We start from the raw sequence: 13,156 nt of genomic DNA, 5'->3' as shown, positions 1-13,156 counted from the left end.
GGTCAATGAGTAAAAGCAAGAAAGCAGCAAAAAAATCGGTCATGCTATTGTTCGCTTGCCTCTTCATCGCCTCGGTCGGGCTGGCCGGCTGTGGAAGCGGATCCAATGAGGAGCCGGGTACCGATACAAAGACTTCCGAGAATAACACAGCCATCGATCACAGCAAGCCGCTGACGATTACGGTGTTCGATAACGCGGCGAATTACCAGGGCGAGCAGACCGGATGGTATGGCAAGCTGCTTAAAGACAAGTTTAATCTGACGCTGAACATCCTTGCTCCGCAGGTTGCCGGGGATCAGTTATACAAGACGAGGTCGGCAGCAGGAAATTTGGGGGATCTCCTGATCATCGATAACAGTCAGCTGGAAGAGCTCATCCCGGCCGGTCTCATTATGGACTTGACGGATAAGGTCAAGAACACCAAGTACTTGTCCCAGTATGTGGATAATCACTTTAAACCTTTCAACGAAGCTTTCGATAAAGTGAATCCGGACGGCAAAATTTATGCGTTACCGACGTTTACAGCCGATACTTCGCCAACGACCTTCTCGGAAGACCAGCCTTATTCCAGCCCCATTTTGCCCTGGGATTATTACAAGGGGGTAGGGGCACCCAAGCTGAACAATTTGACCGACCTCCTGAATGTACTGAAAAAAATGCAGGAGAAATATCCCAAGACTCCGGACGGGAAACCGATCGTTCCGATCACCCTGTGGAAGGATTGGGATGGCGGAGGGATGGAGAACGTACGCTGGCTGAGCAACTGGTACGGCTATGAGCAGCCTGACGGAACTTCAACCTTACAGCTGAATGCGAAAGGCGATATCGTTCCGCTCATCGATGATAACAGCATGTACAAAAAGATTTTGCAATTTTATTTTACGGCCAATCAGATGGGGCTGATCGATCCGGATTCCGCGTCGCAGGATTGGAACAAAGTCTCTGAAAAACTGACCAACAAACAGGTGCTCCTCTTATGGTATTCCTGGCAAAGAGGGTTCTACAATTCCATTGAAAGGGGTAAAAACGGCGACGGCTACGTTTCAGTTCCGATCGCGGATTCCCGGATCATTCAGACCAGTGATGCCTACTACGGCAACGGCAGGGTTTTTGCCATCGGTTCAAAGGCCAAAAATCCCGAAAGGATCATGGAATTCCTGGATTGGTCGGTTTCTCCCGAGGGCTTGCGCTACTACACGAACGGCTTTGAAGGGTTCAATTACGAAAAGACGGATGACGGCAAGTTCAAGCTGACCGAAACAGGGCAAACCGCTTTCCAGAAGAACACCCCCGTACCGGATCAATATGGAGGTGGCGGATACCAGGACGGACAGAGCAAGATCAACAGCATGATCATGAGCGATTTTGTCAAGGATCCGGACACCGGCGAATTCTATAACAACAATTACTGGAGTTCCACTATAGAAGCTAACAAGACCGCCTTGACCACGGACTGGCAAAAAACCTACGACGCCAAGAACGCAACAGACTACTATCAGAAAAATAAGATGATCGACATCGTGCCGAATATTAATACGAGCTTCGGTGTTGACTCGTCGGATATTAAAAATAAACGCAGCCAGATTTCGGACTATGTAAAAAATGCATCCTGGAAAATGGTGTTTGCGAAGGATCAGGCGGAGTTTGACCAGCTGTGGGCAAAGATGAAAACGGATGTGGCAGGTCTCGGCTGGAATGATGTACTTGCTGCGGATACGGCAAAAGCGCAAAAAATCGTTCAAATGCGTTCCGAGGCATCGGCCGGCAAATGAGAGTAGGGGCTGTGAAGGCCGTTGAATTCCAACAATGAAGGGAGACGTTACACATGCTTCGAATCGTACAAGTTGAAAACGGGGTGGTGCAGGGACTACCGGCAGCCGACCCCCGAATCACCAGTTTCAAAGGAATCCCATTCGCCGCTCCACCCGTAGGCGACAATCGGTGGCGTGCCCCGCAGCCCGCCCAGGACTGGGAAGGCGTGCTTAAGGCGTACGAATTCGCGCCGATCTCGATGCAGGTAAGGCAGGAGATCGACGAAAACAATATCTATACCCGGGAATGGGCCGTGGAACCGGACATTGCCATGGACGAGGACTGTCTCTACCTGAACGTATGGACACCGGCTAATCGGACCGATGAGAAGCTGCCGGTCTACGTATGGTATTTTGGCGGAGGTCTTCAGGTCGGCCATACGGCTGAAATGGAGTTCGACGGTGAACGCATCGCCAGAAGAGGGATCGTGGTCGTCACGATCAACTACCGCCTCAATGTGTTCGGATTTTTATGCCATCCGGAAATTACGGCGGAAGCGCCCGAAGCGCCGGCTAACTTCGGCAATCTCGATCAGCAGGCGGCCACCAGATGGGTCAAGCGCAATATTGCGGCTTTCGGCGGCGACCCGGACAACATCACGATCGGCGGTCAGTCCGCCGGCGGCGGCAGCGTGATGACACAGCTGACTTCGCCTCAGAATGAGGGGCTGTTTCAAAAGGCGATCATTCAAAGCGGAATCTACACGAAGCTGTATCCGGGGACTCGCGTGCCCCCGCTTCGGAGTCATTTGGCTGAGGCCGAACAGGATGGCGTGAAATTTTTTGAATACCTTGGCGTATCTTCACTTGCGGAAGCCCGGCAGCTGGATGCCGTCACTCTCCGCGACAAGGCTGTGCAATACAAGGGATTCTGGGGCACCGTCGCAGATCAGGTGTTCAGCGTAGGCAATCCGTTTGAATTGTTCCTTGAGAACAAGCGCTGGAATGTGCCGGTCATGTTTGGCCACACGTCCTCCGAGTTCTTCAGTACTCCGGATGTCCATACGCCTGAAGAATTCAAGAAGCTGGCCGAAGACATGTTTGGAGACGACGCAGAGGCGTTCCTGGAACTGTGTGGCGCGCCATCGGCCAACGTGGAGGAGAGCCGGCAGAAGGCTGCGGTGAGCGGCATCGAATATGCGATCCGCATCGCCGCACAGGCCAATGCCGAGACCGGCTCCGGTACGCCATTGTACTATTACAATTTTGATGCCGAGATTCCCGGCTGGGATGATCCGGGCACCTTCCACTCGGTAGATCTCTGGTTTTTCTTCGAAACGCTGGCGAAATGCTGGCGGCCGTTTGTCGGCAAGCATTACGATTTGGCCCGCCAGATGTGCAATTACTGGGCGAACTTCATCCGTAACGGTGATCCGAACGGGCTGGATGCAACGGGAGAGGAACTGCCGCGATGGGAGCCTTATACCCCGGAAGCCCCTTATGGAATGCTCTTTGCGGATCAGGCTGAATTTTCCCAAGAGCAGCCGAGCGAGATCATGAAATTTCTGGTGCGCCAATATTTCAAGAAGAACAGACCCGTCCTGCAACCAGAAGCTTAGCATGGCGTGATATGGATATCAAGCTTGTTTATGCTCCTGGAATTTTCTTGGCGAATAGCCTGTCATCTGTTTGAACTGTCTGCAGAAGTGCTCCACATTTTGATACCCGCATCGGGAGGCGACTTCAGCAATGTTTTGGGTGCTGTGAATTAAATATTCTTTGGCCAACCGGATTCGGCTGTTGATGACGTCTTCCATGCAGGTGACCTTAAAGGTTTTTTTGTAGATGCTCTGCAGGTAGCCTGGGCTGATTCCGAGATATTCGGCCATTTTCGCAATCGTCCAGTAATCGCCCGGATCGTTCTGGATCGCGGTTCGAAGCTTCAACAAGTTATAATACTGAGGCGTAATCGGTTCGTGAAAATAAGATTCCAACAGCTTGTTGAACAGCGTCCGCAGCAAACAGTCGATGGACGAAGCCTTGTAATCCCGATGAAAGTTGTGTTCGATGGTCAACAGTTCAAACAGCTTGCGGCAGTAGTCCGGATCATCCAGGGAAAAGGGGACTCCGAGCGGCAGCGGCGATTCCGTAATATAGGGCTCATTAGATTCAAAGCGGATCCAGTCATTGATGAATTGATCGGCGCAGGCCCGATAATACACTTTCTGCTGCGGGCGGTAGAGGATAACGCTGTGCGTAGGATATTCCTTCAGCGCACCATTGACCCAGAACTGCGCGGGAGTCTTGGTGATGACAAGAAGCCAGTGATGACCCACGGGAACATCGATCACAAAGTTGCTTGGGTGCGTCGTGTTATACTCAACAAAATGAATACGGGCCATCCTTATCCCTCCTTGGAATGATGTTTCTACTATACTATAACAAGGAAAATATGAACGAAACCCTATGAGTTCTACCTTAGCATCAGGAAATATGCTCAGTGACCGGGTCATGAGATGATCCACCGTTTACAAGCGCCTCGCGGCTGCCGTCAATTCGCCGCGGGGCGCTTGTTTGTGTTAAACCTTGGGCGACTATATTTTTAGGGGGAACATCTTGAGTTTGTGAATTGTAAGCGATTTCTAGAAAGATATAATTTAGTTATCACCAGGTGAGAATATGTGACAATAGATGAAAAAGGGGAGGGCACAAAGAAATGCGCAAAAAGGTAAAACGTTCACTCATCATTTTGTGTATCGGCATGATTTCTACGGCACTGCTGCTATCCGGCTGCAGCGGATCAGGAAAAACGAGCGGCGGGGGATCGACGGCTGAATCAAGCGGGGACGATACGAAACCCATTACCCTGTCTGTGTTTATGGACGCCCCGGGCCAGCAGCCTACGGCCGACAACAAAATTTATAAATTGATTAAAGAAAAAACCGGCGTCAGTCTGAATATGGAATTTTTGGTCGGGGATCTGCAGCAGAAGCTGGGCGTTATGATCGCAGGCGGCGACTACCCGGATCTCATCTCGGGCAATGACAAACTGATCAATGCGGGGGCTTATATTCCGCTGGAAGATTTAATTGAGAAGTATGCGCCCAATTTGAAGAAGCATTATGCGGAAGTATGGAATCAAATGAAGGATCCGAAGGACGGACATATTTATGTACTCCCAAGCTACGGCGTGTACACCGGTTCGGTTCACGATACGACCTATCAGGGACCGGGGTTCTATTTGCAAAAGGATGTTTTGAAAGAAATGGGCTATCCTACGCCGAAAACGCTGGAAGAGTATTTTGATATTATCGCGAAATATAAGGCCAAGCATCCGGATATGATCGGATTTGAAACCTTGAATTTTGACTGGAGGGTATTTCCGCTCCAGAACGCGCCGGAGCATTTATCCGGTCACCCTAATGACGGCGGCGTGATCGTGGACAACAACAAGGCGCAAATTTTTGCGGACAAGGATATCGCGAAAACCTACTATAAGAAGCTGAATGAAGTGAACGCGCAGGGCTTGCTGGATAAAGAAGCTTTCGTGCAGAACTATGACCAGTACCTGGCCAAAATCGCCAGCGGGCGAGTGATCGGCATGTTCGATCAGCATTGGAACTTCCAGGATGGTGAGAATTCCCTGATTTCCCAAGGGAAAATTGGAAGCACTTACGTCGGCTTTCCGCTCATGTATCCCGGTGCAAAGGAATACTATCGTGATCGCGGAGGGTTGAACCTCAATCGCGGATTCGGTATTTCCGTAAAAGCCAAAGATCCGGTCCGGATCATTAAATTTATGGATGCATTGATGACTGAGGATTGGCAGAAGACGCTGCAATGGGGAATCAAGGGAGAAGATTATGAGGTAAAAGAGGACGGCACGTTCTACCGGACTCCGGAGCAGCGGAAAAATGCGGACAACAATACCTGGAAATTAGCGAACAAGGCAGATTCGTTCTTTGGATACATGCCTAAAATGCAGGGATCTTACAGTGACGGCAACGCGACGGATCCCGGAACCCAGCCGCAGGAATTTTACGATAGCTTGAAGCCTTATGATCAAGAGATCTTGAAAGCATACAATCATAAAACCTGGGCGGAATTTTTCAAGGAGCCCGGCCCGAACCCGGTATATTTCCCGGCTTATACCATCATTCTGGAGGACGGTTCGGCCGCTCAACTAGCCAGCACCAAATTAAACGACCTGTCGGTAAAATATTTGCCGAAAGCGATTATGGCTTCCCCTTCGGAATTTGATAGTGTATGGCAGGATTATGTGAATCAGATCCACAAGCTGGATATTAAGGCTTACGAAGACCGCATGAATGAACAAATTCAATGGCGGATTAAGAACTGGAGCAGCAAGTAAGAGCTGTAGAAATCCAAACGGGGCGGGGAATTCATTCCCCGCCCCGTATTGGAAATGACATAAGGGAGGGGAACAACGAGATGTCTGAAATCGTGCTGACCGGGGAGGTCAAGAGCAAGAAGAAGAAGAAGAAGAGAGTGGACCCGGAAATTGGTGTCAGCCTGAGCTGGAAAACCCTGAAAGCCCAAAAACAGCTGATATTCATGTCGGTTCCAATTGCCATTTACTTAATCATCTTTTCATATGTCCCCGTCTGGGGATGGCTGATGGCTTTTCAAAACTATCGTCCGGCCCTGTCCTTCTGGAAGCAGGATTGGGTTGGACTGCAGCAGTTCCGTTTTCTGTTCCAGGACGATGCCTTCCTTGGGGTGCTGCGAAATACGATTGCCATGAGTTTCATCAACCTGGTTTTGGGTTTTGTAACGGCGATTGCCTTGGCACTGCTGCTGAACGAAATCAAGGTGCGGTTCTTTAAAAGGACGGTACAAACCATATCCTATCTGCCGCATTTTCTGTCATGGGTCATCGCGGCAGGCATTGTTGCGACTTCCTTATCTGTGGATGACGGCATCGTCAACACCGTGCTCATGAAGCTGCATCTGATTGATCAGCCCGTGATGTGGCTGAGTAAAGGGCACTATTTTTGGGGAATCGTCGGGCTGTCGAACGTTTGGAAAGAGGTTGGCTGGAATACGATTATCTATTTGGCTGCCATTACCTCGATCGATCCGTCCCTTTACGAAGCAGCTTCCATCGACGGTGCAGGCAGGTTTCATAAAATGAGGTATGTAACGCTCCCCGGGATCAAGTCCACTTTTATCATCCTGCTCATTATGAATATCGGGCATATCCTGGATGCAGGATTTGAGGTTCAGTATTTGCTGGGAAACGGCCTGGTCGTGGACTGGTCGCAAACGATTGATATTTTCGTGCTGAAGTACGGGATATCGATGGGGAATTATTCTCTTGCCACGGCAGCAGGCATATTTAAAACGATCGTGAGCGTCATACTCGTACTTATTGCGAATTCCATCGCAAAGCGTCTTGGCGAAGAACGATTGGTATAGAGGAGGACGGGGAAATGAAAACAGAAGTCAAGAGTCAGTTTCGCCTGGAACCCGTCGTTTTCCATACGCTGAATACCCTGTTTATGCTGATTGTTGTCATTGTCACGCTGTACCCTTTTCTTCATACGATGGCGATTTCATTTAATGACGGAAGCGATTCACTGAAGGGGGGCGTGTACGTTTGGCCGCACACCTGGACCCTGCAAAATTATAAAGCGGTATTCGTATCGGGCACGATCTATCACGCCGCGTTCATTTCTGTGTCCCGTACCGTCATTTCGACCGTGCTCGGCGTTTTTCTGACGACCATGCTGGCTTATACATTGGCCCAGCCTCACTATATTTTCCGCAAAAAAATAAGCATGCTGTTTATATTGACGATGTACTTCAACGCAGGCTTGATTCCCAACTATTTTTTAATCAAAGACCTGGGTTTGCGGAACAGCTTCTGGGTCTATATCCTGCCGGGTTTGGTCAGCGCATTTAACCTGATCGTGATCCGAACGTACATCAGGTCGCTCCCGGGAAGCCTGGTAGAATCCGCCAAAATTGACGGAGCCGGTGATTTCCGGATTTTCTGGCGGATCGTATTTCCGCTGTGTACGCCCGTCCTTGCGACCATTGCCTTGTTCATCGCCGTAGGCTCCTGGAATTCCTGGTTCGACACGTTCCTGTACGCTTCTTCTGAACAGAACCTCAGTTCACTCCAGTATGAAATGATGAAGCTGCTTGGATCGACCATGAGCACGAATAACGATCCGTCCATGATGGCAGGGGCTAATACGAACCAAACCCAGGCCATGGTAACGCCGGCGTCCATTCAGGCTGCAATCACGATCGTGACCGCGATGCCGATATTATTCGTTTATCCTTTTTTGCAAAGGTACTTTGTGGTAGGCTTGAACTTGGGAAGTGTCAAAGAATAAAAATTTTTCGGGTGCTCGTTTCAGACGAGAACAGTACCGTTCCGGCAGCCTGCCGGAACGGTTTCTCCTATTCCATGGGTGTATAATGAAGCAAATTCAATCGGTGGAGCGGTGATGCCAAATGCTTAAAGTCTTACTTGCCGACGACGAACCCTTGATGCTGGAAGGTCTGTGTTTTTTGGTCGACTGGACCGAATTGGGCTTTGAGATTTGTGGTACGGCTATGGATGGGGATGACGCCTTGCAGCTAATCCAGAGTCTCAATCCCGATTTGGTCATTACGGATGTTCGTATGCCCGTCATTGATGGATTAGAGCTGATTAAGCAGGTGCAGGGCGGGTCTCTCCAACCGAAATTTATTATTATAAGCGGATATGCTGATTTTCAATATGCCAAGACAGCCATTCAATATGGCGTTTGCAACTATCTGACCAAGCCTCTGGATGAGGGCGAGTTGGAATCGGCCGTGAAAAACATAGCTTCGGAGATCCGGTCCGAGCGGAAATCGGATGCGTACCGCAGAGCCGAGACTGCCTATGTCAAAACAGAACTGCTCTCGCAGCTTCTCACAAGAGAATACGCTCCGCAAGAGCTGGAGCAGGCGGTTAGGCAGCTCCCCATCGGCGATGAATCGCAGATTCGCTGCATGCTCGTGTATGGAACTGCTTTGGAGCACGGAAATGTTCGCGGCTGTCAGCTGCTGGATCGGCTGAGCCGTCTGGCCGAACAGCAAATAGAGCATATTACCGTGCTTCCTTTCGTGATTGGGCAGGACAAGCACGGCTACGTATTGATATCCGGCCCCGACGGCCCGGAATTAACTCCCCTTCTTGTTACCCGGTTCATCCGATGTATTAGAAATGATTATCAGGAGAATGTCACCTTCTCGGTGAGCGATGAGCATAGAGGACCGTATTCTCTCAACACCGTTTTCCAAGAAGCCGTTGCCGCTGGGGTTTCCCGTCTCGATAACCGTCATCAAGAGGTTTACTATTATGAGGAGGAGAATCTGGAACAGCAGCTCCTTCTTCCCTCTGCGTTTATGAAATCGCTCACAAAGGCGGTTGTGGAAGGCAGGGTGGATGAGCTGCCAGGTCGTGTGCACGAGTTTTTCGCCGTCATTTCGGGTGACCACGCTTCAAAACCGTGGATCAGCGCTTATGCAGCCAATATCAAGGTTGAACTCCTCCATGAAATCGGCAGAAGGGGAGGCAGCACAGCGGACTGGGAGAGGAGATGGTTTACTGGCTCACCGGCGTTGACGATGCAAAGCGACCTTGAACAACAAACCCTGACCGAGCTCCGCGAAGCGGCCGAGTGGTTTGCTGAAGAGGATGGGGTTCAGACGGATCAAAACATATCGAAAGCGATAGAATTCATCCGTGATCATTATCCCGAGAAACTGAAGCTGCAGGATATCGCTGAGGTTCTGCATGTCAATGCGGCCTATCTGGGACAGCGCTTCAAGAAGAAACTCGGCATTTCCTTTAACGAATATTATCATGCCGTGCGGATTGAAGAAGCTATGAAGCTTCTTCGGCGAACCGACTTGAACATTCGCGAGATTGCGGCTCGTGTCGGTTATGCCGATACCGATCAGTTTACGGCCAAATTTAAAGCCATCAACGGCATATCCCCTTCGGTTTATAAGAAGGGCTGAAAATATGATGCAGGAGACAGGTGCATGAACGTGAAGTGGAAGACCTCAGCTCTCATGGACGATATCCCTTTAAGATACAAGTTTTTAATCATCCTGCTCGGTGTACTTATTCCGATCATCAGCATTAATACGCTGTTCTATTTGCAGACCAGCAAAAATGCCGAAACCCGTGAACAGGAAAATCTGCAAATTTCGGTAGAGCGGGCGGGCTATGATTTTATGCAAATGGTTAATGAATGCGTTGCCATCGGCAACACGGTAGCTGCGGACCGGACGTTAAATGAAATGCTGGATTATAACTATGCGGATTATGATGAGTACTATGAAAATTACGATAATGTATTAAGAGATCGGCTGCGACAGTACAGTAACCTGCATTCCTATATTTTATGGCTTGGCGTATATACGACGAATCCGACCATTCAAAGCGGCAACAGCTATTTTGTCTTGCAAGACAGCGATAAGAACAGCGAGTGGTATCAAAAAATCGCCGGGAGCAAAGAAAAAGTGCTGCTCACTTCGTATTTGGATACGAACCCGATGTACCCGAATCAAAAGAAGGTATACATCAGCATCATTCGAAAAATGGACAATTACCCCGGACTATTAAAGCATACAAAGTATCTGCGGATCGATCTGCGATTGGACAGTCTGAAGGAATTGTTCGCCAAGGAACGGGATTATATGACGTTAAAGCTGATCGATGACAAAAACAGAATCGTTCTGGCATCCGATCAGTCGCATGATGATGCGGGCGACAGTCAGCTGTTGAGCCTCCCTGTTGAGAGCGGAGCTTCCGGAGATGGAGCGATAAAGGATATTATCAGGCCATTAGGACCGGCAAATTATACACAGGGCTGGAATCTGGTCGGAACACCCGAAAGGAAAGATATCAGCGGCGAGCTTCGTCATATCCTTCGTTTTATCCTGATTTTGGCTCTGATCACCACGCTGATCCCGGCCATCTTATTTGTAGTCATTCTGCGTTCCTACAATCTAAGAGTAAAGCAGCTGTATAAGCATATGAAACTTGTGAACTACGAACGTTTTGAAACGATTCATATGTACGAAGGAAAAGATGAAATCGGCGGGCTCCTGCGGAGCTTTAACATGATGACCGAAAAAATCCGCAATTTGATCAACGACGTCTACAAGCTGGAAATCCAGAAGAAGGATCTGGAGCTGGAACGGGTCAGGGCGGAATTAAACTATTTGCAAAGCCAGGTGGACCCCCACTTTTTATTTAATACATTAAATGCGGTGCTGGTCATCTGCAAAAAATACAAGTACGAGCAGGTGACCGATATTATTCGCAATCTGGCCCAGATCCTGCGCAGATTGTTAAGCTGGAAAGATGACCTGGTGACGATTGAGGAGGAGGTGATGTTCATTGAAATGTACCTCCAGATCGAAAAATTCCGGTTCCAGGACCGGTTTTCCTATGAGCTGGACGTTGATCCCGGCCTGATGAAGTACCGGATCCCTAAAATGAGCATCCAAGCGCTCGTGGAAAACTCCTGCAAGCATGGACTCCAGTCGGTCAAAGGAGCACGGTTGATCCGGATCGGGATCCACCGGTCCTATGAGGACCTTATCATTACCGTGGAAGACAACGGGATCGGCATGAACAAGGACAAGCTGGATTGGATCAACCGCAATCTTCATTCGGACGATGACACCGGAAAAAATATCGGACTGCGCAACGTGTATAAGCGTCTGAAAGTGTACTACGACGGTCAAGCCAAGCTTGTCATTGAAAGCGATCCCTATGTACGTACGGCGATCGTAATCCAAATCCCGTTGAACCAGGTTCAAGCACAAGCGGGAGGTGAAATTCATGTATAGCGTGCTTCTTGTGGATGACGAAGCGATTGCCCTCGAGGGGCTGAAGATGTTGAGCGATTGGGAAGGACTCGGTTTTCAAATCTGCGGAGCATGCGACGACGGCGAAGATGCCCTGTCTCTGATTATGGACACGCTGCCAGATTTGGTGGTCACCGATATTCGCATGCCGGGGATCGATGGGCTGGAATTGATACGTCGAGTCCGTTCCATAGAACATTATGATCCGATCTTTGTCGTTCTCAGCGGGTACAGCGACTTTGAATATGCCCGCACGGCTCTTCGGTACGGGGTGAGATTTTATATGCTCAAACCGGTCATTGAGCCTGAGTGGGATGCGATGATCGCGACGATTGTTAATGAACTTGACGCCAAATCACGCACCAGAGAGCAAGAGGAAGCTACCTCCAAACAGGTCTTGGCCATCGCCCTTTCCCGAATGCTTCGCGGAGAACTGACCGAAGTCGACGGGGATATTGCGCATTTGATGGATCAGATGAATCAGCAAGCCACCGGCTGGCGGTATGTCCACATTGAAGGACTGACATGCGAGGGAACGGAAATTTGCCGGTCGTTTTCCCAGTCAGGGCATGCATTATATGTAGATATGTACTGCAACCAAGCCGGTCTTATCGTAGATACTGCCCGTAAACCATTAGAGCTCGCGCGACGCGTGCACGAAGAACTCCTGGAGCATGGCCTTGACTGCTCCGTATCCGTCGGTCCTTCGGTTCAAACCCTTCATGACCTGCCTGAGTCTTATATGAGGGCAGCCAAGGCTTCCCTTCAGCACTTCTTCCGCTCGGAGGAGGGAGGGGTGATTGACGGTGACCCGGATTCCTCGCTTAAAATGAATTACGTTCTTCCTCCGTCCCTTGTCCTGGATGAATTGCTCATCGCTGTCGAGAGATCACAGGAGCAGAAAGTTTGCGATATGCTCCATCAGTTGTTCGAGACATTTAAGGATAACAAGACTGCTCCTGAAGTGGCGTATATGGCAAGCATTCAGATCGTCATGAAAAGTATCGAGCTGCTCAGGGAATTCGGCGGGACCACGGATTTATGGCGGGATGTGTTCCATTTTTTAAAAACGAAGCCGGGTTCCATTACTGCGTTAAAGCAGTCGCTGCACACGTTTTTAGAATTATGCATGGGAACCGTCAAGCACTACAAAGAAATGAACTCCGAGCATCCCTTGGTGCAAATCGAGCGTTATTTGCAAGAGAATTTCCATCAGAATCTGACGATCAAGAAGATCGCGGAACGATTTTTTATCAATCCGGTTTATTTAGGGCAGGCGTTTATCAAAAAGAATGGTGTCGGCATTCTGGAATACATCCACGATCTGCGGATTGCCGAAGCCAAAAGAAGATTGTGCGACACCGAAGAAACGGTGCGGGTGATCGCAGAGGATCTCGGATATGTCCACTATCACCATTTTTTAAGAGAATTCGAGAAGCGGACGTCTCTCAAACCTGTAGCTTACAGAAAATGGCATCAACCGGGAGATCGGTTAGGTATTTCTGCCCCGTAAGCAG

Annotated in this window: 9 protein-coding genes; 8 read left to right on the top strand and 1 reads right to left on the bottom strand. The window is 49.5% G+C overall.

Annotated features, from left to right (window positions below):
• The first annotated feature begins 5 nt into the window (after positions 1 to 5).
• Both K2F33_RS31490 and K2F33_RS31485 read left to right on the top strand, forming a co-directional pair.
• The gene (locus K2F33_RS31490) at positions 6 to 1,772 is read left to right on the top strand and encodes a type 2 periplasmic-binding domain-containing protein (RefSeq protein ID WP_089546134.1); all 1,767 of its coding nucleotides are present in this window, start codon (positions 6 to 8) and stop codon (positions 1,770 to 1,772) included.
• 53 nt (positions 1,773 to 1,825) lie between these two features.
• On the top strand, positions 1,826 to 3,370 hold the full coding sequence (locus tag K2F33_RS31485; RefSeq protein WP_212982940.1) for a carboxylesterase/lipase family protein: 1,545 nt from the start codon (positions 1,826 to 1,828) through the stop codon (positions 3,368 to 3,370).
• Positions 3,371 to 3,388: 18 nt separating this feature from the next.
• On the opposite strand, the gene K2F33_RS31480 is transcribed toward K2F33_RS31485, so the two are convergent.
• A complete protein-coding gene (locus tag K2F33_RS31480; RefSeq protein WP_089546138.1) occupies positions 3,389 to 4,153 on the bottom strand; it encodes a helix-turn-helix transcriptional regulator in 765 nt (254 codons plus the stop codon).
• Between the two features lie 314 nt (positions 4,154 to 4,467).
• Between K2F33_RS31480 and K2F33_RS31475 the strand changes: the two genes are divergently transcribed.
• The 6 genes from K2F33_RS31475 to K2F33_RS31450 all read left to right on the top strand — a co-directional run bounded on the left by K2F33_RS31475 (position 4,468) and on the right by K2F33_RS31450 (position 13,152).
• The gene (locus K2F33_RS31475) at positions 4,468 to 6,123 is read left to right on the top strand and encodes an ABC transporter substrate-binding protein (RefSeq protein WP_076169206.1); all 1,656 of its coding nucleotides are present in this window, start codon (positions 4,468 to 4,470) and stop codon (positions 6,121 to 6,123) included.
• A gap of 80 nt (positions 6,124 to 6,203) precedes the next feature.
• Complete coding sequence (locus K2F33_RS31470; RefSeq protein WP_212982941.1) at positions 6,204 to 7,190, top strand: ABC transporter permease; 987 nt, start codon at positions 6,204 to 6,206, stop codon at positions 7,188 to 7,190.
• Between the two features lie 14 nt (positions 7,191 to 7,204).
• A complete protein-coding gene (locus K2F33_RS31465; RefSeq protein ID WP_076169204.1) occupies positions 7,205 to 8,116 on the top strand; it encodes a carbohydrate ABC transporter permease in 912 nt (303 codons plus the stop codon).
• Between the two features lie 121 nt (positions 8,117 to 8,237).
• Complete coding sequence (locus tag K2F33_RS31460) at positions 8,238 to 9,776, top strand: response regulator (protein ID WP_263880518.1); 1,539 nt, start codon at positions 8,238 to 8,240, stop codon at positions 9,774 to 9,776.
• Between the two features lie 24 nt (positions 9,777 to 9,800).
• Positions 9,801 to 11,621 (top strand): sensor histidine kinase, encoded by a 1,821-nt coding sequence (locus K2F33_RS31455; protein WP_163877878.1) that lies wholly within the window; start codon positions 9,801 to 9,803, stop codon positions 11,619 to 11,621.
• Positions 11,614 to 13,152 (top strand): response regulator, encoded by a 1,539-nt coding sequence (locus K2F33_RS31450; protein WP_263880517.1) that lies wholly within the window; start codon positions 11,614 to 11,616, stop codon positions 13,150 to 13,152. The genes K2F33_RS31455 and K2F33_RS31450 overlap by 8 nt, the downstream gene beginning before the upstream one ends.
• Positions 13,153 to 13,156: the final 4 nt, after the last annotated feature.

Origin of the sequence: Paenibacillus sp. PSB04 (assembly GCF_025809195.1) — a bacterium.
Lineage (GTDB): Bacteria > Bacillota > Bacilli > Paenibacillales > Paenibacillaceae > Paenibacillus_AQ > Paenibacillus_AQ favisporus.
Note: the sequence above shows the minus strand (reverse complement) of the source record. Positions and strands in the feature narration are given on the sequence as shown.

What these genes read in the sequence shown, in the direction of transcription:
- K2F33_RS31490 (WP_089546134.1), top strand. Translation starts at nt 6, where the DNA reads ATGAGTAAAAGCAAGAAAGCAGCAAAAAAATCGGTCATGCTATTGTTC.
- K2F33_RS31485 (WP_212982940.1), top strand. Translation starts at nt 1,826, where the DNA reads ATGCTTCGAATCGTACAAGTTGAAAACGGGGTGGTGCAGGGACTACCG.
- K2F33_RS31480 (WP_089546138.1), bottom strand. Translation starts at nt 4,153, where the DNA reads ATGGCCCGTATTCATTTTGTTGAGTATAACACGACGCACCCAAGCAAC.
- K2F33_RS31475 (WP_076169206.1), top strand. Translation starts at nt 4,468, where the DNA reads ATGCGCAAAAAGGTAAAACGTTCACTCATCATTTTGTGTATCGGCATG.
- K2F33_RS31470 (WP_212982941.1), top strand. Translation starts at nt 6,204, where the DNA reads ATGTCTGAAATCGTGCTGACCGGGGAGGTCAAGAGCAAGAAGAAGAAG.
- K2F33_RS31465 (WP_076169204.1), top strand. Translation starts at nt 7,205, where the DNA reads ATGAAAACAGAAGTCAAGAGTCAGTTTCGCCTGGAACCCGTCGTTTTC.
- K2F33_RS31460 (WP_263880518.1), top strand. Translation starts at nt 8,238, where the DNA reads ATGCTTAAAGTCTTACTTGCCGACGACGAACCCTTGATGCTGGAAGGT.
- K2F33_RS31455 (WP_163877878.1), top strand. Translation starts at nt 9,801, where the DNA reads ATGAACGTGAAGTGGAAGACCTCAGCTCTCATGGACGATATCCCTTTA.
- K2F33_RS31450 (WP_263880517.1), top strand. Translation starts at nt 11,614, where the DNA reads ATGTATAGCGTGCTTCTTGTGGATGACGAAGCGATTGCCCTCGAGGGG.